Consider the following 23,456-nt stretch of genomic DNA (forward strand, 5'->3'; position numbering starts at 1 on the left):
ATGGAGTTTTTATTCGAACAGGCGGCCCGGGGCAATTACCGGCCCGGCCGGACCCAGCCCGTGGAGTACATCGTGGTCCACTACACCGGCAACTGGAGCGACACGGCGAAAAACAACGCCGACTACTTTGCACGGACGGTCAGCGGGACCAGCGCCCACTACTTTGTGGACGAGGAGGCGGTGTGGCAGTCGGTGCGGGAGGAGGACACCGCCTGGCACTGCGGCAGCAGCCAGCCGGTCCACCCCGCCTGCCGCAATGCCAATTCCATCGGGGTGGAGATGTGCAACAGCGCGGGAGGGGTGCCTCCGGCCGTCCGGGACCGGACGGCGGCCCTGGTGCGGGAGCTGATGGACAAGTACGGGGTGCCCGCGGAACGCGTCCTGCGGCACTACGACGTGACCGGGAAAAAATGTCCCGCCCCCTGGGTGGACAGGCCCGGAGAGTGGGAGGATTTCAAAAGGAGATTGGAGGCGAAAGCGGTGACCCAGGAGCAGTTTGACGCCATGCTGGAGGACTATCTGGTCCGCCGGGGGGAGCGGGAGGCCAGCGGCTGGGCGGCCCCCTATATTCAGCGGGCTGTGGACGCCGGCGTGATGGCGGAGGAGGCGGGCGGCATCGGCCGCCCTCAGGCATTCGCCACCCGGGAGGAGCTGGCCGCCGTGGCTTCCTCCCTACTTTTCTTGAAAGAAAAGTAGCAAAAGAACTTTCTGCGAAACTTCGTTTCGCCTCTGTAAGGGTTGGACGGGGCGATTGAATCGGAGTCTCGGTGGAGAGACGGAATATGTATGAAACAAGGCCCCGGCATGGTATGCCGGGGCCTTGTTTTGTATTTGGGAAAGGAACTCAGGACAGCTGGAATTGCCCGGTATACAGCTGGTAGTACCGTCCCTTCTGCTCCAGCAGCTGGTGGTGGTCGCCCTTCTCCTGGATCTCTCCGTGCTCGATGACCACGATGCAGTTGGAGTTGCGCACGGTGGACAGGCGGTGGGCGATGACAAAGACGGTGCGTCCCTCCATCAGGGCGTCCATGCCCCTTTCGATGAGGGCCTCGGTGCGGGTGTCGATGGAGGAGGTGGCCTCGTCCAGGATCATCACCGGCGGGTCGGCCACGGCCGCCCGGGCGATGGCCAGCAGCTGCCGCTGGCCCTGGGACAGATTGGCCCCGTCCCCGGTGACCACGGTGTTGTAGCCGTCGGGCAGGCGGCGGATGAAGGAGTGGGCGTTGGCGCTCTTGGCGGCGGCGATGCACTCCTCGTCGGTGGCCTCCAGCCGGCCGTAGCGGATGTTGTCCATGATGGTGCCGGTAAACAGGTGGGTGTCCTGGAGGACCGCGCCCAGGGAGCGGCGCAGGTCGTCCTTCTTGATGGCCTTCACATCGATGCCGTCGTAGGTGATGAGGCCGCCTTCAATCTCATAGAAGCGGTTGATCAGGTTGGTGATGGTGGTCTTTCCCGCGCCGGTGGAGCCCACAAAGGCGATCTTCTGGCCTGGGTTGGCGTAGACCGTCACGTCCTTCAAAATGCGCTTGCCGGGGACGTAGGAGAAGTCCACGTGGTGGAAGCGCACCGCACCCTTCAGCTCGGTGAGGTAGTAGTCCTCGCCCGGCACGTTGCGCACAGTGCCTCGGATCAGGTGCAGGCCCATCTTCCCCTGGTGGTCCGGGTACTTCCAGGCCCACCGGTGGCCCGACAGAGAGGCCAGGTCCGTGACCTCGGTCAGGGTCCCGTCGGGGGCCACCTTCACCCAGATACCCTGGGTGGAGTCCACGCTGGGGGGCAGGAGCTTGAGGCCGTGCTCCGTGCGCTCCGCCTGGCCCAGCTCGGTGAGGGAATCCTTCTCCCCCACCAGCACCGGCACCAGGGAGAGCCCGGCGGTGCGGGGGGTCTTCCAGGCCCAGATGTGGGGGCGGCCGGAGCCGGTGAAGGCGGACAGGGTGCCGTTGGCGTCCTTCTCCGCCCCCACCAGGGTGACGGAGCCCTGGTCCTCCTCGGGCTGGGTGTCCATCACCTCAAAGATGCGCTCGGCGCCCGCCAGGGCGGAGAGGAGGGTGGTCATCTGCTGGGAGATCTGGTTCAGGGGCTGACCCACCTGCTTGGAGTAGTTGAGATACACCACCAGTCCGCCCAGGTCGAATCCCTGGAGGACGGACAGCAGGCCGCCGAAGGCGGCGGTGAGGGCGTAGCTGATGTTCATCAGGTTGCCGGAGATGGGCATGATGACGCCGGAGTAGAAGTTGGCCTTCTGGGCGGCGTCCCGGTAGGTCTCGTTGAGCTTGCGGAACTGCTCCTTGGCCTGCTCCTCGTGGGTGAAGGCCTTGACCACCTTCAGCCCCTCGATGATCTCCTGGATGTCGCCGTTCACATCGCCCAGAGCGGCCTGCTGCTTCTGGTAGTAGCGGCGGCTGCGGCCGCCCAGCTTGTTGAACACGGTCATGGTGACCACCAGCACCAGGGCGGTGACCAGGAAGAGCTTCCAGTTGATGAAGAGCATCATGGCCACCAGCCCCACAAACATGAGGCAGCTGGAGCACATGGAGACCACGCTCTGCTCCAGGGCCAGCTGCACGTTGTCCGCGTCGTTGGTGAAGCGGCTCATCAGCTCGCCGTGGGGGTGCTTGTCAAAGTAGGACAGGGGGAGGTTCTGCAGCTTGTCAAACAGGTCGCTGCGCAGGCGGTTCACCCCCCGCTGGGCCAGGCGGACCATGATGGCCGACTGGCTGTAGGTGGCCAGACAGCCCACCAGGTACACGCCCACCAGGGCCAGAATGGCCCGGCCCAGGCCGGCGAAGTCGGTACAGCCCGACCAGATGAAGTCGTTGATGATGCCCCGCATCATATAGGAGCCGCCGATGTTGGCGCACACCGACGCCAGCAGGCAGCCAAACACCGCCAGCAGGGGCAGCTTGCTGCGGGTCAGATAGCCCAGCAGGCGGCCGACGGTCTTTTTCAGGTCTTTCGGCTTTTGATAGCCCCCCCGGGGGGCGCGATTGGGTCCCGGCATTATCCACCCACTCCTTCCTGCTGGGATTGATAGATCTCCTGATAGATGGGGCTGGTCTTGAGCAGCTCCTCATGGGTGCCCCGGGCGGCGATGTGGTCGTCGTCCAGGATTAGGATCTCATCGGCGTACTGCACCGAGGAGATGCGCTGGGCGATCATGATGATGGTGGTGTCCTTCAGGTTTTTGGCGAAGGAGGCCCGGATGGCCGCCTCGGTGGTGGAGTCCACCGCGGAGGTGGAGTCGTCCAGAATGAGCACCGCGGGCTTTCTCAGCATGGCCCGGGCGATGCACAATCTCTGCTTCTGTCCGCCGGACACGTTCACGCCGCCCTGGGACAGGTTGGTGTCAAAGCCGTCGGGGAAGGACATGATGAAGTCGTAGGCCTGGGCGTCCTTGGCGGCCTGAATGACCTCCTCCTCGGTAGCCTCCGGGTTGCCCCACTTCAGGTTCTCCCGGATGGTGCCCGAGAAGAGGACGTTATTCTGCAGCACCATGCCGATCCGGCCCCGAAGCGCCTCCAGGGGGTAGTCCCGCACGTCCATCCCGTCCACCAGGACGGCCCCGCCGGTGACGTCGTAGAACCGGGGGATCAGATTGACCAGGGTGGATTTGCCCGTGCCGGTCCCCCCCACCAGGGCTACGAACTGACCCGGCTGTACGGTGAAGCTGATGTGGGAGAGCACGTCGTCCCCGGTGCCGGAGGTCACATACTTGAAGGACACGTCCCGGAACTCCACCTGGCCCCGGGGGGCGGGCAGCGCCTGCCGGGCGGCCTCCGGCTTATCCTCCACCGAGGGCTCGGTGCTGAGTACCTCGTGGATGCGGTGGGCGCAGGCCTGGGCCCGGGAGAGCTGCAGCAGGGACATGGCCACCATCATCACGCTCATGAGGATTTGGAAGATATAGTTGATGAAGGCCTGGAGGCTGCCCAGGTCAAACTCCGCCCCCATGACCATCCGGCCGCCGAAGTAGAGTACCGCCACCGTGGCCCCGTTCATGGCCAGCATCATCACCGGCAGGATGGCGATGATCCGCAGGCCCACCGCCAGGGCGGCCTCCATCAGCTCGTCGTTGGATTTTTTGAACTTTTTCCGCTCGAAGTTCTCCCGGACGAAGGCCTTGACCACCCGGATGGCCACCAGGTTCTCCTGGAGGGTGTTGTTCAGGTTGTCGATGCGCTTCTGCATGGTCTCAAAGAGTTTGGTACACAGCTTCATCAGAACCCCGATGACGATCACCATAACCGGGATGACCACCGCCAGCACCAGGGCCAGCCGGGCGTTGAGAGAGATGCTGATGGCCAGGGCGGCAATGAGCATCACCGGGGCCCGCACCAGCATCCGCAGCCCCATGGCCAGCATCATGGTCATGGCGTTCACGTCGTTGGTCATGCGGGTGATGAGGGAGGCGGAGGAGAAGCGGTCGATGTCCGCAAAAGAGAACTCCTGCACCTTGTCAAACAGGCACTGCCGCAGGTTGGCGCCGAAGCCCTGGCTGGCGATGGTGGCGTATTTGGCCGAGCCCACGCCGCAGGCCATGGCGATCAGGGCCAGCGCCAGCATGGCGGCGCCCAGGATAAAGATAGAGGTCTCATCTCCGGCGGGAATGGCGGTGTCCACAATCTCCGCCATGACCAGAGGGAGCAGCAGTTCGCAGATGACCTCCAAAATGATCAGGATGGGGGAGAGAACTGCCTGCCGCTTGTAGCCCTGGAGATGGGTCAGAAACAGTTGAAGCAAGAAGATGACCGTCCTTTCTTAGGGGTGATGTGTGCCCGCCGGCGGTCCTACAGTCCGGCGGCACAAAATTAGAGGTTATAAAGTGGAAAAAACGGTGGATAAAGTGGAAAACCAGAAAGAATTTCAGGGAATATTCAGGATGTCCCTGAAATTCGGGTGAGTCAGATAGGTTATTTTGACGAATGCGCGGCCCCCTGGTCCGGCTGCAGATTGTCCAGCATCCGCAGGTAGAAGCTGCGCATCACGGCCTGCTCCTCGTTGGTGAGACCGGCGTACATCCGCCGGGACACCCGCCGCAGGCAGGCCAGACAGTCGTCCACCGCCTGCTGTCCCTTCTCGGTGAGCAGCACCCGGTTGCACCGGGCATCCCCGTCTCCTGGCTCCCGGGAGATGTATCCCTTGCGCTCCAGGGACTTGAGCGAGGTAGTCACCGCCGCCGGGGAGACGTGGAGCAGCCGGGCCAGCTCCCGCTGGGTGCGCACCGGGGTGCCCGGCCGGCGCTCCCCCGTGACGCCCAGCACGCACAGCAGCATGGGGTGGCCGATCTCCTGAAGTCCGGCGGCGGCCAGCTCCGCCTGAATGGCGTTCTGCCGGGCCTGGTGGAGCTGCCGCTCCAGCACGCCCAGGTCAAAATCCAGATTTGCCATGGGTTGGATTCCCTCCTTTCGGAACATAAAATTAACCCGTTGATGGTTAACGTGCTACTCATTTTACCGCCCGCCGGAGAAAAGTCAAGGGAGCCTCAAGAAGTTTCAAAGAAAATTCACAATTTCTCCCGACCGGGCCGAGGGGCGGAAACTGTGGAACATTCGTTTGACTTTTTAGGGGGGATATGGTACAATTTCAGCAAAGATTCCAGGCGAAGGGGCGTTTCACCGGCGCTGGCCAGGAAGGAGAATGACCATGGGAAACCTGACCCCCAAGCAGCAGCGGATTTACGACTTTATTCAGGCCTTTGCCGCCCAGCACGGCTATCCCCCCTCGGTGCGGGAGATCGGCGCGGCGGTGGGCTTAAAATCCCCCTCCACCGTCCACTTCCACCTGAAGGGGCTGGAGGAGGCCGGCATGATCGTCAAGGCGGAGGGCAAGACCCGGGCCATCACCCTGGCCTCCCCCGCGGGGCGGGCCGTGGGGGAGGAGATGGACCCCCGGGCCAACCAGATCCCGGTGGTGGGCAATGTGGCCGCCGGCTCCCCCATTTTGGCGGAGGAGTGCATCGAGGACTACCTCACCTTCGACACTCAGGGGAAGGCCGGGGAGTTCTTTGCCCTGAAGGTGCGGGGAGAGTCCATGCTGAACGCGGGCATCCTGCCCGACGACCTGGTGGTGGTCCACCGGCAGCCGGAGGCCAACAGCGGCGAGATCGTGGTGGCCCTCTTTGAGGACGAGGCCACGGTAAAGACCCTGCGCCGCCGGGACGGCAAGGTCTGGCTCATGCCCGCCAACGACGACTACGAGCCCATCGACGGCACCCATGCCCAGATCGTGGGCAAGGTGGTGGCCGTGGTGCGGCGGTATTGATTTGAATGACGAGAACGGTCCAGGACCGGTTCGGCGGAGGCTGAACCGGTCCTTTTGCGTCAAAGCAGAAACCGCCGGTCCAATCGAAGGTTTTCGTTGTCATCCCCCTGGAAAAACGCTATAATAAAAATAGACCCTCAGACCGCGCTCAGGAGCGGTTTCAAGGATCGTCCATTTGGACAGGAGGTGCCTTGTATGAGCAACTATGTGATTTCCATCAGCCGTGAGTTCGGCAGCGGAGGGCGGATGATCGGCAAGCAGCTGGCCGCCCGCCTGGGCATCCCGTGCTATGACCGGACCCTGATTCAGAAGACGGCGGAGAAGAGCGGCCTCTCTCCGGAGTTTATCGCCCGGGCGGAGGAGCGGGCCCGGAGCCGGATTCATCTGCCGCTGGCCTCCCTGGGAACCGGGGTGGCGGCCTATACCCAGCAGGGGGTGCCGGTGAGCCTCCAGGCGTTTTTCGCCCAGTCGGAGGTCATCCGGGAGCTGGCCGATGAGGGGCCCTGCGTCATTGTGGGCCGGTGCAGCGACTACGTGCTGGGGGAGCGGTCCAACTGTCTGAAGGTGTTTATCTACGCCGACCTGGCTGACCGGGTGACCCGGTGCGCCGAGGAGTACCACATCGAGGCCGCCAATATGACTGAGCGGGTGAAGGAGATCGACCGGGGACGGGCCAACTACTATAACTACTACACCGGACACAACTGGGGCGAGATGCGCCAGTATGATCTGACCCTCAACTCCAGCGTCACCGGCGTGGACGGGGCGGTGGAGCTCATCGCCACGCTGGTCCGCCTGTGGGAGAAGCGGGACCAGGAAAACCGGTGAGACGCCCGGCCTCCCCGCCCCCCATCCAGATCTCCGGCCCGGAGGGGCGGATGGACAACTACATCCGGGCGGTGGAGCGGGCCGGCGGGGTTCCGGTCCCCGGCTACGCCCCGGAGCCAGACCCCCACTGCCTGGGGCTGGTGCTGTGCGGGGGAGGGGACCTGGACCCGGCCTGGTTCGGCCAGGAGGACCGGGGCTCCCACCCGCCGGACCCCAGACGGGATGAGGCGGAACTGGCGCTGGTCCGGACCTGGCTCTCCTGGGGCAGGCCCATCCTGGGGATCTGCCGGGGAATGCAGGTGATCAATGTGGTCCTGGGCGGGACCCTGTTTCAGGACCTGGGGGCGGAGCGCGCCGCCCTGCACCAGGGGGAGGAGGACGTGTTCCATCCCATCCGCACCGCCCCGGGGAGCCTGTTGGAGGGCCTGTTTGGCGAGAATGCCCTGGTGAACAGCGCCCACCACCAGGGGGTGGACCGGCTGGGCGCCGACCTTGTGCCCGCCGCCTGGGCTCCGGACGGGACGCTGGAGGGGCTGGAGCACCGGAGTCTCCCGGTAGTGGGGGTGCAGTTCCACCCGGAGCGGCTGCCCAACGGCCGGGGAGACGGCCTGTTCCGCTGGCTGATGGAGCGGGCGGCGGGACACTGAGCGGAAAGCGCAGAACTTCCCCAGGGGGGACATATACGTCTGAGAGATAAAGAGGAACGACTATGAAAGTGACCAAAGGGGTGACCTGGGCGCTGGCGGGGGTCCTGACCCTGGGGGCTGTCCTGGGGGGCGGCCCGGTGTGGACGGCCGCCCTGGCCCACGCCGGGGAGGAGCCCCCCTCCAGCACTGTTCCGGCGGTGCCGGGGAAGGCGGTGCCGGAGCAGCTGGCCCTGGCCCGGCTGGGCGGACTTGGGCTGACGGAGGAGGACGCCGAGGCCCTCTGGGCGGACCTGGGGGAGGACCGCCGCCGGGAGCTGCTCCGGTCCCTGGGGGCGCCGGAGTGGCTGGACTACCTGGCCTTCGGCTTCTCCTGGTGGGACCGGCTGGACCGGTATGAGGCCTACCACGCCCAGCACCCGGAGCTGACAGCGGAGGAGGCGGTGGTGCGGGTGAACATCGGCCTGGACGCCCCGCCCTATGGGGACCCGGAGGAGGTGGAGGACCCGGACGGTCTCACTGCCCTGGTGAACCAGTACCACGCCCTCCCGGCGGACTACGCCCCCAAGGTGGTCTATCTGACCGCCGCCTACACCAACCAGCGGGACCGCCTGCGGCCGGTGGCCAGCCGGGCCTTTATGAAGATGGCGGACGCCGCCGCCCAGGAGGGGCTGCGGATCTATAACGCCTCGGCCTACCGCTCCTACACCACCCAGAAGTGGGTGTATCAGCGCTATGTGAATCAGGAGGGGACCCAGGAGGCGGACACCTACTCCGCCCGGCCCGGGTGCTCGGAGCACCAGACCGGGCTGGCCCTGGACATCAACACCGCCAGCCTCAGCGACAACTTCGAGGAGACGGAGGAGTACGCCTGGCTGGTGGAGAACAGCTGGCGCTACGGCTTCATCCTCCGCTTTCCGGAGGGGAAGGAGGAGATCACCGGCTATCAGTTCGAGCCCTGGCACTACCGCTATGTGGGACCGGCGGCGGCCCGGGTCTGCTACGAGAACGGGTGGACTCTGGAGGAGTACCACGCCCGGCAGCCCGCTCCCGACCGGTAGCGGGGGCCGATTTGTGAAATCTGTCGCATAAAATGGGAATGGGGATTCAGATTCTCCTTTTATGCGACTTGCCAGTGGGTGGGATTTCGAGTACAATAGCGTCATCCGGCCAATCGCGGCCCGGGAAATACCATACTAAATCAAGAAAAGGAGGGAACGCCATGGAGATCGTCCGAGAGGAGCGCCGTGGCGTCCTTTTTTATGTCTGCCCGGAGATGCGGGAGGCGGGGTTCCCCCACGGCTTCTCCACCCGGGTGGGGGGCGTGTCTCCCGCCCCCTGGGACAGCCTGAACCTGGGGGGGAGCTGCGGAGACGACCCGGAGCGGGTGAGCGAGAACTTCCGCCGCTTCTGCGCCGCCATCGGGACAGACCCGGACTGCCTGGTGAAAAACCAGCAGGTCCACGGGGACCGGGTGCGCCTGGTCACCCGGGCGGACCGCATGGCCTTTCCCGGTGCGCCGGGGACGGTGGAGGCCGACGGGCTGATGACCCGGGAGGCGGGGGTGTGTCTGGCGGCCTTCTCCGCTGACTGCATCCCGGTGCTTCTGTGCGACCCGGTGACCGGGGCGGCCGCCGCCGTCCACGCCGGCTGGCGGGGCACCGCCCTGGGCATCGCCGCCCGAGGGGTGGAGCGGATGGCGGAGGCCTTCGGCGCAAGGCCCGGGGACATCCTGGCGGCCGTGGGCCCGGGCATCTCCACCTGCTGCTTTGAGACCCACGCCGATGTGCCCGACGGCCTGCGGGCTGGAATGGGCGCTGGGGCGGAGCCCTATATCCACCCCATCCCCGGCACGGAAAAATACCATGTGGACCTGAAAGGCGCCAACCGCGCCTGGCTGCTCCAGGCGGGAGTGGCCCCCGAGCACATCGCCGTGTGCGACGCCTGCACCGCCTGCGGCCGGGAGATTTTCTGGTCCCACCGGAAGATGGGGGCGGCCCGGGGGAGCATGGCCGCCCTGATTCAGAGGGGAGGGGAGACATGAGACGGCTGTCTGCCCTGACACTGGCCTGTATCCTGCTGCTTGCTGCCTGCGGCGCTCCGGCGGAGGGGAGCGCCTCCGCCTCGGCCAGCGGCGCCTCCAGTTCCAGCGCCTCCGCTTCGGCCCAGACCGAGCCGGAGGAGACGGCGGCCAACGCGGCCTTTACGCTGGCGGCCTGCCCCGCGTACAGCTTCCACCCGGTGCTGGCGGAAAACTCCGTCAATCTGGCCCTGGCCCCTCTGATGTACGAGGGGCTCTTTACCCTGGACAGCGCCTTCCAGGCCCAGCCCGCGCTGTGCCAGAGCTATTCTGTCAGTGAGGACGGCCTCACCTGGACCTTTACCCTCCAGCCGGGGATCACCTTCTCCGACGGGACCCCCCTCACCGGGGAGGTTGTGGCCCAGGCCCTCCAGACCGCCCGGGGGGAGGGCTCCCGGTACGCCTCCCGGCTCGCCTCTGTCTCCTCGGTCCAGGGGAGCGGGGACCAGGTGTCCGTCACCCTCACCCAACCCAACGGGGCCCTGGCGGAGCTGCTGGATATCCCCATCGCCCTGGGGGAGGGGGACCGCCCACTGGGCACCGGGCCCTATGTGCTCACCGACAGCGGCGGCAGCCTGAGCCTCACCGCCCGGAGCGACTGGCACGGAGGGGCGGAAAACCTGCCCATTACCCAGATCCCGCTGGCCTCCATGACCCGGGCGGATGGGCTCATGTCCGCCTTCAACGCCGGGGAGATCACCCTGATGGATGTAGACCTGACGGGGAGCAGCGCCCTGGGCTCCTCCGGCCGGTATGAGGTGTGGGACTACAACACCACCCAGATGCTGTACCTGGGCTTCAACGCCCAGCAGGGCCTGTGCCGGGATGCGGACGTGCGCAGGGCCATCGCCCAGTCAGTGGACCGGCAGGATGTGGTGGACTCCATCTTCGCCCGCCACGGGACGGCGGCCGCCCTGCCCATCCACCCGGACTCCCCCTGGTACGATGACGCGATAGCGGGGGAACTGGCCTACGACCCCACTGTGCTGGCCGGCCAGGGCCTGGAGGGCCGCCCGCTCACCCTGGTGGTGAACATTGAGAACACCGCAAAGAGCGCTGTGGCCACCTATGTGGAGCAGCAGCTGGAGAGCGCCGGGCTGGTGGTCACGGTGGACCGCCTCCCCTGGGGGGAGTACCAGGAGACGGTAGCGGCGGGAGACTTTGACTTGTACATCGGGGAGGTCTATCTGACGCCCGACTTTGACCTGTCTCCCCTGCTGGGGCTGGGCGGGAGCCTGAACCACGGCGGCTGGACCAGCAATGTGATCGGCGGCCTGCTGTCCTCTTTTCGGACGGCGCAGGGGGATGCCCGGACGGCTGCGGCCTCCAGCCTGTGCCTGCATCTGACCCAGCAGGTGCCCATCGCCCCCATCTGCTTCCGAAACGGCACCGTCCTCACCCAGTACGGGCGGGTGGAGGGGCTGGCCCCTGTCTATGGAAATATCTTCTCCCAGCTGGAGAGCTGGACCATTCAAGAGTAAATTCCTGGAAGGACAATGGAAACGACCGCACGGGCGGGCCCCGGCGGTAAGGAGGAAAAGAAATGAGTGTATTTCGCTGTTATTCGGAAAAAAAGCCCGGCTTCGACGTGGAGGCCCGGGGCCTGTGCGGCCAGCTGCGGGAGCAGCTGGGGATTGACGCCCTGGAGGGGGTGCGCATCCTGAACCGGTATGACGCCGACCGCATCGCTCCGGAGGTGTACGAGGCCGCCAAGACGGTGGTCTTCTCCGAGCCCCAGGTGGACGACGTGTACGACGAGACCTTCCCTGTCCCGGAGACCCCCCACAGCGTTCTGGCGGTGGAGGCCCTGCCCGGGCAGTACGACCAGCGGGCCGACTCCTGTGCCCAGTGCATCCAGCTCCAGTCGGGGGTGGACCGCCCCCTCATCGCCGCCGCCAAGGTGTACCTGCTGATGGGGACGCTGAGCGAGGGCGATCTGGACAAGATCCGCCGGTACCTCATTAACCCTGTGGAGAGCCGGGAGGCCTCCATGGACAAGCCCGCCACCCTGGAGCAGGAGCACGAGGCCCCCGACTCGGTGGCCGTAGTGGAGGGATTTACCGGCCTGGATGAGGCCGGGCTCAAGGACCTGCTGGACTCCCTGGGGCTGGCCATGGATCTGGACGACCTGAAATTCCTCCAGGCCTACTTCCGGGACCAGGAGAAGCGGGACCCCACCATCACCGAGGTGCGGGTGGTGGACACCTACTGGTCCGACCACTGCCGCCACACCACCTTCTCCACCCATCTGGACAGCATCCACATCGACGACCTGGACATCCAGGCGGCCTATGAGCAGTATCTGGCCGCCCGGGTGGAGGTCTATGGAGCGGAGAAGGCCGCCAAGCGGCCCCAGACCCTCATGGACCTGGCCACCATCGGGGCCAAGACCCTGAAGAAGCGGGGCCAGCTCCCCGAGCTGGACGAGAGCGAGGAGATCAACGCCTGCTCCATCCACGTCCCCGCCCAGGTGGACGGCCAGGAGCAGGACTGGCTCCTGATGTTCAAAAACGAGACCCACAACCACCCCACCGAGATCGAGCCCTTCGGCGGCGCGGCCACCTGCATCGGCGGCTGCATCCGCGACCCCCTGTCCGGCCGCGTGTATGTCCACCAGGCCATGCGGGTCACCGGCGGCGGCGATCCCCGGGTGCCTCTGGCTCAGACCACCCCCGGAAAGCTGCCCCAGCGGAAGCTGGCCACCACCGCGGCGGCGGGCTACTCCTCCTACGGCAACCAGATCGGCCTGGCCACCGGCCACGTGGCCGAGGTGTACCACAAGGGCTACATCGCCAAGCGCCTGGAGTGCGGTGCGGTGGTGGGCGCCGCCCCGGCGGAGAACGTGCGCCGGGAGCGCCCGGCCCCCGGTGACGTGGTCATCCTGCTGGGCGGCCGCACCGGCCGGGACGGCATCGGCGGGGCCACCGGCTCCTCCAAGAGCCACAACCAGAAGTCCCTGACCACTATGGCCTCCGAGGTCCAGAAGGGCAACGCCCCCGAGGAGCGGAAGATCCAGCGGCTGTTCCGCAACGGAGAGGTCACCCGCCTCATCAAGCGGTGCAACGACTTCGGCGCCGGCGGCGTGTCCGTGGCCATCGGCGAGCTGGCCGACGGCCTGAGCATCGACCTGGACGCGGTGCGTAAGAAGTACGAGGGCCTGGACGGCACCGAGCTGGCCATCTCCGAGTCCCAGGAGCGCATGGCGGTGGTGGTCGCCCCCGAGGACGCGGACAAGTTCATCGCCGCCGCCCAGGAGGAGAACCTGGAGGCCTATCAGGTGGCCGTGGTCACCGAGAGCCCCCGCATGGTCATGACCTGGAAGGGCCAGACCATCGCAAACCTGTCCCGGGAATTTTTGAACACCAACGGCGCGGTGAAGCACGCCAGCGTCTCCGTCCCCGACCGGAGCAGCGCGGAGATCACCGTCACCGGGAAGGACGGGGCGGCCAAGACAGTCAAGGCCGCCAAGATCGGCTCCATCGCTGACGGCGGCTCCCTGCGGGAGATGGCCGCCAGCCTGAAGAGCGCCAGCCGCCGGGGCCTCACCGAGCGGTTTGACGGCTCCATCGGAGCGGGCAGCGTCCTCATGCCCTTCGGCGGGAAAAGCCAGCGCACCCCCGCCCAGGCCATGGCCGCCCTGCTCCCCGTCCTGCCCGGCCAGGAGACCGACCAGGCCAGCGTCATGGCCTGGGGCTTTGACCCGGACCAGATGATGGAGGACCCCTTCTTCGGGGCATACGCCTCGGTGAATGTGTCCCTGGCCAAACTGGTGGCCGCCGGCGGAGACTATAAAAAAGCCTATCTCACCTTCCAGGAGTTCTTTGAGAAGCTGCGCAGCGAACCGGAGCGCTGGGGCAAGCCCTTCGCCGCCCTGCTGGGCGCGCTGAAGGCCCAGCTGGACTTCGGCCGGGCGGCCATCGGCGGCAAGGACTCCATGTCCGGCTCCTTCAACGACCTGGACGTGCCTCCCACCCTCATCTCCTTCGCCATCGCCCCCATCAAGGCCGGCGAGGTTCTGTCCCCCGAGTTCAAGGAGGCGGGCCACCCGGTGTACACCTTCGGCGGCTCCTCCAGCGCAGAGCACCTGAAGGAGGCATGGGAGGCCTTCCACGACCTGCACCGGCAGGGCAAGGTGAAGGCCGCCTGGGCGGTGGAGAACGGCGCGGCGGAGGCCGTGATGAAGATGTCCTTCGGCAACTCCATCGGCTTTGTGAACGATCCCCAGGCGGGCGCCCCCTGGTGGGGACCCTATCCCGGCATGATCGTGGCCGAGCTCACCCAGGAGGTGGACCTGCCCTGCGCCGACCGCATCGGTTTCACCACTGCGGAGCCCACCATCACCATCGGCAAGGACAGCGCCTCCATTGAGGAGCTGCTCAACCTCAACGAGGGCGTGCTGGAGAAGGTGTACCCCACCCGCGCTGGCACCACCGAGACCGTGGCCCCCATCTCCTGGGACAAGCGGTCCATCGCCGTGTGCAGGCACAAGGTGGCCCGGCCCAAAGCGGTCATCCCCGTTTTCCCCGGCACCAACTGCGAGTACGACACCGCCCAGGCCTGCCTCCGGGCGGGCATCGAGCCGGAGATCATCGTCATCCGTAACCTGTCCACCGACCTGCTGGCCCAGTCGGCCCAGGCCCTGGAGAAGGCCATCCGCTCGGCCCAGATGGTGGTCCTCCCCGGCGGCTTCTCCGGCGGCGACGAGCCCGACGGCTCCGGCAAGTTCATCGCCTCCTTCCTGCGCTCCCCCGCCCTGTCCGACGCGGTTATGGACCTGCTCCGCAACCGGGACGGCCTGATGCTGGGCATCTGTAACGGCTTCCAGGCCCTGGTGAAGCTGGGCCTGGTGCCCTACGGGGAGATCCGGGACATGGACGGCCAGTGCCCCACTCTGACCTATAACCTCATCGGCCGCCACCAGTCCAGCTACGTCACCACCCGGGTGGCCAGCGTCAACTCCCCCTGGATGCTCAAATCTCAGGTGGGCGAAGAGCACACCATCCCCATCTCCCACGGGGAGGGCCGCTTCGTGGCCCCCGCCCAGGTGATTGCCGACCTGATCGCCCGCGGCCAGGTGGCCACCCAGTACGTCAACGCCGCCGGACAGCCCACCATGGACATTGACGCCAACCCCAACGGCTCCATGGAGGCCATCGAGGGCATCTTCTCCCCCGACGGCCGGGTCTTCGGCAAGATGGGCCATCTGGAGCGCCGGGGTCCCTTCGTGGGCGTCAATATCCCTGGCGACAAGCACCAGCCCCTCTTTGAGTCCGGCGCGGAGTATTTCCGCTGATTTTCTCACATTCTGCCATTTTGCACAAAAAACCGGGTCCGGTGCCGCCCTTTCGGCGGCTTCCGGGCCCGGTTTTCCATGGGTGGGACCAAACCGAAAAAAATTTACATTTTGCCTCCTACCCCTGGCCCCCGTCCCGTGGTATAATCAAAGCGTTAAGAAAATCGGGAAATTCAAGCGCGGCGGCGCGCCGCGCGGAAAGGAAGGTGCCTATGAAACAGATTCCAGAGTATAAGGGGACTCTGCGCAGCCATCTGCTCACTATTCCCCATTGCATCAGCGAGTGCAGCGGCATCCGGGTGTTCGGCCGGAGGATCAAATCCCTGGTATTTTCCACCGACGTGGCCATCATCAAAAATGTGAATGCGGACGCCATCATTGCGGTCTACCCCTTCACGCCCCAGCCCTCCATCACCCAGGCCATCATCAGCGTCTCCGACGTGCCCTGCTTTGTGGGGGTGGGAGGCGGCGTGACCAGCGGGGACCGCTCGGTGCGCATGGCCGAATTTTCGGAGAACCAGGGGGCCTTCGGTGTGGTGCTCAACGTCCCCATTGCCAATGAGACGATCACCAAGATCAAGCAGGTGGTGGACATCCCCGTCATCACCACCATCGTCTCGGAGGAGATGGACATTGCCGGCCGGCTGGCCGCCGGTGCGGACATCCTCAACGTGTCCGGCGCGGCCAAGACCCCGGAGATTGTCGCCCACATCCGGGAGAAATTCCCCGACGTGCCCATCATCGCCACCGGCGGTCCCAGAGATGAGGACATCCTCCGCACCATCCGGGCGGGGGCCAACGCCATTACATACACGCCGCCCACCACCGCCCAGCTGTGCTCCGAGATCATGGTGGACCACCGCAGCAAATTTGAGAAGTGAGCCGGGGCCTGACGGCCCGCCGGTTCGATCCCGGGGGAGCGTCTGCTCCCCCGGGAAGAAAAAATAAAAAAGTTTGAAAAACCTGTTGACAATTCCGGGGGAATACGCTATAATCTCTCTTGCCCTGTTCGAGAGGACAGGCCCCTTCTAAAAGGCGGCATAGCTCAGTTGGCTAGAGCACTCGGTTCATACCCGAGTTGTCCCCGGTTCGAATCCAGGTGCCGCTACCACTTTATCAAGTTCGGACACCAGTCCGTTCCATATAAAACGGCCCGGTGGTCAAGCGGTTAAGACTCCGCCCTTTCACGGCGGCAACACGGGTTCGAGTCCCGTCCGGGTCACCACCTTACTTCCCCGCCGTTTCTCCTATATGGAGGCATAGCTCAGCCGGTAGAGCGTCCGCCTCACACGCGGAAGGTCACAGATTCGAGTTCTGTTGTCTCCACCACATTGTAACAAGCCCGAGCCGAAAGGTTCGGGCTTGTTCGTTTTCTGCTCGGTTCGGCGGTACACCGCCTCCAACGGGTCAGGCCGCAGGTTCAAGTTCTGTTGTCTCCGCCACATTGTAACAAGCCCGAACCGAAAGGTTCGGGCTTGTTCGTTTTCTGCCCGGTTCAGCGGTACACCGCCTCCAACGGGTCAGGCCGCAGATTCGAGTTCTGTTGTATCCACCACTTTCTCCTATAGTAGCCGCCGCTATTCCGTATAGAATTACTTCCTTTTCAAGAACGATGGTGATTTTATAAAAATTTGAAAATTTCTTTTAATTCAATGAAAATTTAAATAAACATAGAAGCTCCATCTGAAATGATGGAGCTTCTATGTTTATTTAACTATATTAAAGTCAAAAATGTAGTCTTGAAGGGGCTGGTTCCAGTCATATGTACTTGCCTCCATAATTATCTGGAATGGTTCTTGTTGGATGGCAGGAAATACTACGACACCTTCTGTTGTTATTCCTGTTCGTATGCTTGATTGTAATTCTGGATAGTCGGCCATATAATTAGGCGTATACTCATGCTGTGTACCATTCTGTATCAAAACCATATTAAAGCCGTATAAACTAAATTCGCTGCTTCCGTTGTTTGTTACAGATATATAAGCCCGTGTTTCTTTTTCGGCAAGTTCTACGCTCTGAACAGTTACTGAATACCCATACTGCTCAACAGTATTGTTAATTGCTGTAGCGGTAGCAATCGTTGGCCTCACAGCATCTTTGTATGATATTACTTCGAGTGTATCCGCTTGTATGGCAGGTGCAACAATTTGCCCGCCCATCATATTTTTGCCTTCAAACACATCAATGACAGTTCCAGAGATACGAACATATTGTCCATCTTCAAGTGTTAATTCAGGGTCAAAATAAGCTATAACGGTGTTATAATCTATATTTTCTGGGTCTGCCCACATTTGGAAGTATATACCGTCGCCATCATAATCAACGCCACCAAAAATGATGCCCACAAGTTCAACGGTTGATCCAATATAATCTGATGGATTCGAGTACATCCGCTTGACTTCACTATCACTTAAGGGTTCGGCTGGAGTTTCAGAAGATTCTGTATCATTATTACCAGACCCAGGAGTTGTGGAAGGTGTAGTACACCCAACTAATATGGAAAGTAGAACGATTAAAAGTGCTCCCACACAAAATCTATTTTTCACGTTATTTTCCTCCCTTTAGTATGGCTTTTTCAATACTCGATAATCTGCCCTATGCTACATTCAACATTTCCTATGATAGGTATTTTACCATTTTTTATTTGTGCATACAATGACACCCCCCAATTTTTAATTCCAGGCTTTATTTATCCACTTGTACCTAATTGTACTGTATTGTGCTGTCAGTTTGACATTTATTCTCGAATACAAATTGAAGGCTGATAAAAGAGTTCTCCCCGACGATGATTTTTGTATAACACGATCCAGTGTTCAAAAATAAGATAACAAGTAAAAGCATACGACTGGTTGCTAAGTAGCGAAGCCAGCGGGCGGCAGGATGAACGGCGCACCGCATTGCCGCCCGGCTGAATGCTTCGTCCGTCATGGAAGTACACCTCCTGAAATGGGTTAGTCATCTGGGAGCCCCGGAGAGGCCCCCTTGAAACGCGTTTCATAAGGAATATCCGCCGGGGGAGCAGAATATCCCAGCGCGAAAAAAGAAATTTGAGATCCCTCAAAATTTGCAGAATCTGTATGCCCGGATTGCAGGTCTGCCCTGGACTTTTTGCGGATTTTCAGCTAAACTAAAAGATACGACTAACAAAGGAGCGTGTCCAGATGGATGCAATTATACAGCGGCTGGCTCAGGAGCTGGAGCGGCCGGTACATCAGGTGGAAAATGTAGTCCATCTCATTGACGAGGGAAACACCATTCCCTTCATCGCCCGCTACCGAAAGGAGCTCCATGGCTCCATGGACGACCAGCTCCTGCGGCAGCTGGCCGAGCGCCTCCAGTACCTGCGGAATCTGGAGGCCCGGAAGGAGGAGGTGCGCTCCGCCATTGAAGGTCAGGGCAAGCTGAATTGCAGACTGAAGTCTGCGTTGGCGGCCGCCGAGACGCTGGCGGAGGTGGAGGACCTGTACCGGCCTTACAAGCCCAAGCGCCGCACCCGGGCCACCATCGCCCGGGAGAAGGGGTTAGCACCCCTGGCGGAGCTGCTGTCCGCCCGGGGTGGAGCTCCGGTGGTCCCGGAGGAGGCGGCCCAGGCCTATGTGGACCCGGAGAAAGGGGTGGAGACGATTCAGGATGCCCTCCAGGGGGCCAGCGATATCCTGGCGGAACAGATCTCCGACGACGCTGTGGTCCGGAAGAAGCTCCGGCAGCAGTATCTGAAACGTGCTATGCTAGTATCCAAGGCGGCGGACGCGGAGCCAAAGGACAGCGTCTACCGCCTCTACTACGGCTTCAAGTGCCCGGTGGGCAAGGTCCAGGGGTATCAGACCCTGGCCATCAACCGGGGGGAGCGGGAGGGCTTTTTGAAGGTGTCGGTGGAGCTGGACCCGGAGTCCGCCCACGTGACGGTGCGCCGGGCGGCGGTGCCTGGCCGGGCCTGTATGGACTTTGTCCGGGCCGCGGCGGACGACGCCTACGACCGGCTGATTCAGCCCTCTATGGAGCGGGAGATCCGCAGCTACCTCACCGACCAGGCGGACAAGGGGGCCATCCACATGTTCGCCCTGAATCTGAAGCCCCTGCTCATGCAGCCCCCGGTGAAGGGGAAGGTGACCATGGGCCTGGACCCGGGCTACCGCATGGGCTGCAAGGTGGCGGTGGTGGACGGCACCGGCCGGGTGCTGGACACGGCGGTGGTCTACCCCACCCACGGGAAGCGCCAGAAGGAGGAGGCCATCGAGACCCTCTCCAAGCTGGTGCGGAAATACGGGGTGGAGCACATCGCCATCGGCAACGGCACCGCCAGCCGGGAGACCGAGCAGATGACGGTGGAGCTCATCCACCGCCTGGGAGGGAACCTGCGGTATATGATCGTCAACGAGGCGGGGGCCTCGGTGTACTCCGCCAGCCAGCTGGCCGCCGAGGAGTTCCCCCAGTTCGATGTGAATCTGAGAAGCGCGGTGTCCATCGCCCGGCGGCTCCAGGACCCCCTGGCCGAGCTGGTAAAGATCGACCCCAAGGCCATCGGCGTGGGCCAGTACCAGCACGACATGCCCCAGGCCCGCCTGGGGGAGGCTCTGGACGGGGTGGTGGAGGACTGCGTCAACGCGGTGGGGGTGGATGTGAACACCGCATCCCCCTCCCTGCTGCGGCGGGTGTCCGGCCTGAACGCCGCCACCGCCAAGAACCTGGTCCTGTACCGGGAGGAGCACGGGGCCTTCACCGCCCGAAAGCAGATTTTGAACGTCCCCAAGCTGGGGCCCAAGGCCTTTGAGCAGTGCGCCGGCTTCCTGCGGGTGCCGGAGAGCCCGGCGGTGCTGGACCACACCGGGGTCCACCCGGAGAGCTATGCCGCCGCCCAGAAGCTGTTAGAGGAGTGCGGCTATACCCTGGAGGACGTGAGCGCCGGGAAGATCGGCGGCTTGAAGGAGAAGGCGGAGGCCCTGGGGCTGGAGGCCTTAGAAGAGACCTGCGGCGTGGGCGTCCCCACCCTGACGGACATCATCAAGGAGCTGCTCAAGCCGGGCCGGGACCCCCGGGACGAGCTGCCGCCCCCCATTTTACGCACCGATGTGATGGAGCTCAAGGACCTGAAGCCGGGGATGGAGCTCCAGGGGACGGTCCGCAACGTCATTGACTTCGGGGCCTTCGTGGACATCGGCGTCCACCAGGACGGCCTGGTCCATATCAGCCGCCTGCCCCGGCGGGTAAAGCACCCCTCGGAGGTCCTCTCTGTGGGAGATATCATCACCGTGTGGGTGGTGGAAGTGGACGAGAAGCGGGGCCGGATCGGTCTGACCATGCAGGACCCCAACAGCAAACAGAATTGAACAAACTGTCCCCGCCGCAGCTGCGGCGGGGACAGTTGTCTGTCTGGAATTTTGGAGCGCGGGCTCCTGGGCAAGCCCGGCAGATCAGAAAGCAGGGAAATTTCTTTACAGACGCTTCTCCAGCTCCGCCTTCTGGGCCTCGTACCCGGGCTTGCGCCCGCCGGGGCAGGCCCCGGCGGGGACCCTTCGGGATTGAAACGCCTTCGGGCGAAGTGAATTCGCCCTTCGGCAAATTCCTCCGCCTTCGGCGGTGGAATTTACGGCGCAAGCGCCGCTGCCCGCGCGGAGCGCGGGCTCCTGGGCAAGCCCGGCAGATCAGAAAACGGGGAAATTTCTTTACAGACGCTTCTCCAGCTCCGCCTTCTGGGCCTCATAGCCGGGCTTGCCCAGGAGGGCGTACATGTTGTTCTTATAGGCCTCCACGCCGGGCTGGTTGAAGGGATTGACCTTCAGCAGGTAGCCGGACAGGCCGCACACATACTCGAAGAAGTAAATGAGGTAGCCGGTGACCGTCTCGGACAGGGCGGGCATCTGGATGCGCACATTGGGCACGCCGCCGTCCACGTGGGCCAGGATTACCGCCCGCATGGCCTGCTCCGCCACGAAGGACAGGGGTTTGCCGGACAGGAAGTTCAGCCCGTCCACATTCTCCGGGTCGTTGGGGATGAGGAACTCCCCCTTGGGAGCGAACTGGACCACCGTCTCCAGCATGAGTCGCTCGCCCTCCTGGATATACTGGCCCATGGAGTGCAGGTCTGCGGTGTACTCCACACTGGCGGGGAACAGACCCTTGCCCTCCTTGCCCTCGCTCTCGCCGTAGAGCTGTTTCCACCACTCGGCAAAGAACCGGAAGCAGGGCTCGTAACAGGCCAGCAGCTCCACCTTCTTGCCGCTCTCATACAGGGCGTGGCGGGCGGCGGCATACTGCCAGGCGGGGTTGTCCGCGCCGGGGGCGGACAGGGCCTCCATGGCCTGAGCCGCGCCGTCCATCAGGGCCTCAATGTCGATGCCGGCCACGGCGATGGGCAGCAGGCCCACGGCGGTGAGGACGGAGTAGCGGCCGCCCACGTCGTCGGGCACCACGAACTCCTCATAGCCCTCCTGGTCGGCCAGCCCCTTCAGGGCCCCGCGGGCCTTGTCGGTGGTGGCGTAGATGCGCTCCCGGGCCCCTTCCTTGCCGTACTTCTCCTCCAGCATCTGCTTAAAAATGCGGAAGGCCACGGCGGGCTCGGTGGTGGTGCCCGACTTGGAGATCACATTGACGGAAAAGTCCCGGTCGCCGATGAGGGAGATGGTCTCCAGCAGGGCGTCGGTGGACAATCCGTTGCCGGCGAAGAGGATGTCGGGGGTATTTTTCTGCTTCAGGTTATAGTTGGGGGAGCCCAGCAGCTCGATCACCGCCCGGGCCCCCAGATAGGAGCCGCCGATGCCGATGACCACCAGTACCTGGGACTGCTGCTGGATGCGCTTGGCCGCCGCCTGGATGCGGGCGAACTCCTCCTTGTCATAGTCCCGGGGCAGGGTCACCCAGCCGGTGAAGTCGCCGCCGGGGCCGTTGTGCTCGGCGAGCATCCGGGCCGCCTCCCGCAGGGCATCTTCCCGGCTGGACAGATAGTCCTGGGGCAGGAATCCATTCAATTTTGACAGATCAAGGGTCAGCATGATGAAGTCCTCCTTCAAGCATCAAAAATATACGCCATTAGTATAACATAAAGCCGGGAGTTTGCCACAGAAAAAGGAAAAATTCTCTGGGATTTTTTACCCCCTCCAGGCGGAGAAATCAGAAAAATCAAAAAAAGGGATTGACAAAACCTGTGCGGCCAAGTATAATAATCCATGCTGTTCGGACGATTAGCTCAGCTGGTAGAGCATCCGCTTGACGTGCGGGAGGTCACAGGTTCAAGTCCTGTATCGTCCACCATAAAAACCGCTGTTTTCCAGAGAAAACAGCGGTTTTTTGCAACTTTTTGCTTGCTGTTTCAAATCAAGAGGCCATGCGTTTTCCGCATGACCACAGTTTCAGCCACAGACAGAGAAAAAATGGGCCTCCGGAGGTGTTCTGCCTCCGGAGGCCCATTTGTGTATTACGCCGGATCGCCTTGGTCAACTTGTCAGGCCGCCCTGCTTCTGCCTCTCCTTCCCAGCGGCAATTTCCGCCTTCATCTCCCGAATCAGTTCGGCCAGCTTTTCCTCACACTCCGCCTCGGTTTTCGCATACACATTCCGGGCCATGCGCCTCCCGTTGATCTTTTGGGAGTAGCGCCCCCCCCACAGGTGATCGTTGATCTGAGAGATACACCCGGTGCCCGGTTTACGGTACTTGCCCTTGACCGGCTGAAAGGCAGTCCTGCCGGGCGGTTTCAGTTCCTTTTCTTGCGGCGGCTCTGTCCCGGTGATGGCCCGGTCGATTTTGTCCGCCGCCTTCTGCCTCATTTCGTCGGTGACATGGGCGTACACGTTCAATGTTGTGGCACTGGACACGTGGCCGATGACTGTGGACAAGGTCTTCACGTCCATCCCGTGCTCCAGGGCGCTGGTGGCAAAGGTGTGGCGTAAATCGTGGAAGCGGATGGCGGGGCAGCCCGCCCGCTTCAGTACGGCGGACAGCTTCTTCCGCACCGCGGCGGGGTCCAGAGGGGAGTCCTCTTTCTTCGGGGATGGGAACATCCAGTGGGAACTGACGCTCTGCCGGTACTGTGCCAGGATCTCCAAGACGGGGGCGGGCAGGAGAATGCTCCGACAGGAGGCACGGGTCTTGGGCTGGGAGACCGCCAGCTTCCCCTGGATGCGCTGAACCTGCCGCTCTACTCGCAGGGTGCCAGTCCGGAAATCCAGATCATCCCACTGGAGGGCCAGGATCTCGCCCCGGCGCAGGCCGGTAGTCAACTCCAGCAGGAGCAGTTCGAAGCAGCCGTCCTCCTTTGCCTGGATCAGCAGACGCTGGACCTCCTCTCCCGTCAGCACCTGCATCTCTTTGGGGCGTGTGACCGGCGCTTTGCAGGAGAGGGCGGGATTTTTCAAAA

General features: G+C 63.3%; 17 protein-coding genes and 4 tRNA genes. 14 read left to right on the forward strand and 7 right to left on the reverse strand.

Annotated features, from left to right (window positions below):
- Complete coding sequence (locus H6B31_RS10260; RefSeq protein WP_204898430.1) at positions 1-696, forward strand: peptidoglycan recognition protein family protein; 696 nt, start codon at positions 1-3, stop codon at positions 694-696.
- Positions 697-844: 148 nt separating this feature from the next.
- Here the strand turns inward: H6B31_RS10260 and H6B31_RS10265 are convergent, their stop codons facing one another.
- The 3 genes from H6B31_RS10265 to H6B31_RS10275 all read right to left on the reverse strand — a co-directional run bounded on the left by H6B31_RS10265 (position 845) and on the right by H6B31_RS10275 (position 5,387).
- Positions 845-3,001, reverse strand: a complete 2,157-nt coding sequence (locus H6B31_RS10265) for an ABC transporter ATP-binding protein (RefSeq protein ID WP_204898431.1) — start codon at positions 2,999-3,001, stop codon at positions 845-847.
- Positions 3,001-4,740 carry an ABC transporter ATP-binding protein gene (locus tag H6B31_RS10270; protein ID WP_204898432.1) on the reverse strand — a complete coding sequence of 580 codons (1,740 nt, stop codon included), beginning with the start codon at positions 4,738-4,740 and terminating at the stop codon, positions 3,001-3,003. Before H6B31_RS10270 ends, H6B31_RS10265 begins: the two co-directional genes overlap by 1 nt.
- Positions 4,741-4,910: 170 nt before the next feature.
- The gene (locus tag H6B31_RS10275; RefSeq protein WP_204898433.1) at positions 4,911-5,387 is read right to left on the reverse strand and encodes a MarR family winged helix-turn-helix transcriptional regulator; all 477 of its coding nucleotides are present in this window, start codon (positions 5,385-5,387) and stop codon (positions 4,911-4,913) included.
- Positions 5,388-5,643: 256 nt separating this feature from the next.
- Between H6B31_RS10275 and lexA the strand changes: the two genes are divergently transcribed.
- The 11 genes from lexA (at position 5,644) to H6B31_RS10330 (ending at position 16,435) form a co-directional block, all read left to right on the forward strand.
- Entirely contained in the window at positions 5,644-6,261 is a 618-nt protein-coding gene (lexA, locus tag H6B31_RS10280) for a transcriptional repressor LexA (protein WP_204898434.1), read from the forward strand.
- A gap of 195 nt (positions 6,262-6,456) precedes the next feature.
- Positions 6,457-7,089, forward strand: coding sequence for a cytidylate kinase-like family protein (locus H6B31_RS10285; protein ID WP_204898435.1), 633 nt, complete (start codon positions 6,457-6,459; stop codon positions 7,087-7,089).
- A complete protein-coding gene (locus H6B31_RS10290; protein WP_204898436.1) occupies positions 7,086-7,736 on the forward strand; it encodes a gamma-glutamyl-gamma-aminobutyrate hydrolase family protein in 651 nt (216 codons plus the stop codon). The genes H6B31_RS10285 and H6B31_RS10290 overlap by 4 nt, the downstream gene beginning before the upstream one ends.
- A gap of 62 nt (positions 7,737-7,798) precedes the next feature.
- On the forward strand, positions 7,799-8,794 hold the full coding sequence (locus tag H6B31_RS10295) for a M15 family metallopeptidase (RefSeq protein ID WP_204898437.1): 996 nt from the start codon (positions 7,799-7,801) through the stop codon (positions 8,792-8,794).
- A gap of 161 nt (positions 8,795-8,955) precedes the next feature.
- Entirely contained in the window at positions 8,956-9,777 is an 822-nt protein-coding gene (gene pgeF / locus H6B31_RS10300) for a peptidoglycan editing factor PgeF (RefSeq protein ID WP_204898438.1), read from the forward strand.
- Positions 9,774-11,294, forward strand: a complete 1,521-nt coding sequence (locus tag H6B31_RS10305) for an ABC transporter substrate-binding protein (RefSeq protein WP_204898439.1) — start codon at positions 9,774-9,776, stop codon at positions 11,292-11,294. The genes pgeF and H6B31_RS10305 overlap by 4 nt, the downstream gene beginning before the upstream one ends.
- 62 nt (positions 11,295-11,356) lie before the next feature.
- Entirely contained in the window at positions 11,357-15,106 is a 3,750-nt protein-coding gene (locus tag H6B31_RS10310) for a phosphoribosylformylglycinamidine synthase (protein WP_204898440.1), read from the forward strand.
- Positions 15,107-15,318: 212 nt separating this feature from the next.
- A complete protein-coding gene (locus H6B31_RS10315) occupies positions 15,319-15,987 on the forward strand; it encodes a hydrolase (RefSeq protein ID WP_204898441.1) in 669 nt (222 codons plus the stop codon).
- Positions 15,988-16,140: 153 nt separating this feature from the next.
- A tRNA-Met gene (locus H6B31_RS10320) sits at positions 16,141-16,217 on the forward strand.
- A gap of 39 nt (positions 16,218-16,256) precedes the next feature.
- A tRNA-Glu gene (locus tag H6B31_RS10325) sits at positions 16,257-16,331 on the forward strand.
- Between the two features lie 28 nt (positions 16,332-16,359).
- Positions 16,360-16,435 (forward strand) — tRNA-Val (locus H6B31_RS10330).
- Positions 16,436-16,812: 377 nt separating this feature from the next.
- Here H6B31_RS10330 and H6B31_RS10335 read toward each other — a convergent pair.
- Together H6B31_RS10335 and H6B31_RS10340 are read right to left on the reverse strand one after the other, a co-directional pair.
- A complete protein-coding gene (locus H6B31_RS10335) occupies positions 16,813-17,652 on the reverse strand; it encodes a hypothetical protein (protein WP_140394238.1) in 840 nt (279 codons plus the stop codon).
- Between the two features lie 157 nt (positions 17,653-17,809).
- Complete coding sequence (locus H6B31_RS10340; RefSeq protein WP_204898442.1) at positions 17,810-18,034, reverse strand: hypothetical protein; 225 nt, start codon at positions 18,032-18,034, stop codon at positions 17,810-17,812.
- Positions 18,035-18,267: 233 nt separating this feature from the next.
- Here H6B31_RS10340 and H6B31_RS10345 point away from each other — a divergent pair, with 233 nt between their 5' ends.
- On the forward strand, positions 18,268-20,433 hold the full coding sequence (locus H6B31_RS10345; protein ID WP_204898443.1) for a Tex family protein: 2,166 nt from the start codon (positions 18,268-18,270) through the stop codon (positions 20,431-20,433).
- Positions 20,434-20,769: 336 nt separating this feature from the next.
- On the opposite strand, the gene H6B31_RS10350 is transcribed toward H6B31_RS10345, so the two are convergent.
- Positions 20,770-22,095, reverse strand: coding sequence for a glucose-6-phosphate isomerase (locus H6B31_RS10350; RefSeq protein ID WP_204898444.1), 1,326 nt, complete (start codon positions 22,093-22,095; stop codon positions 20,770-20,772).
- Between the two features lie 183 nt (positions 22,096-22,278).
- On the opposite strand from H6B31_RS10350, the gene H6B31_RS10355 reads away from it, so the two are divergent.
- Positions 22,279-22,354 (forward strand) — tRNA-Val (locus tag H6B31_RS10355).
- Between the two features lie 182 nt (positions 22,355-22,536).
- Here H6B31_RS10355 and H6B31_RS10360 read toward each other — a convergent pair.
- The coding region (locus H6B31_RS10360) for a tyrosine-type recombinase/integrase (RefSeq protein ID WP_204898445.1) at positions 22,537-23,456 on the reverse strand (920 nt) is incomplete at its 5' end.

The sequence above is a fragment of the Pseudoflavonifractor capillosus genome, assembly GCF_016899775.1.
Taxonomy (GTDB): domain Bacteria; phylum Bacillota; class Clostridia; order Oscillospirales; family Oscillospiraceae; genus Lawsonibacter.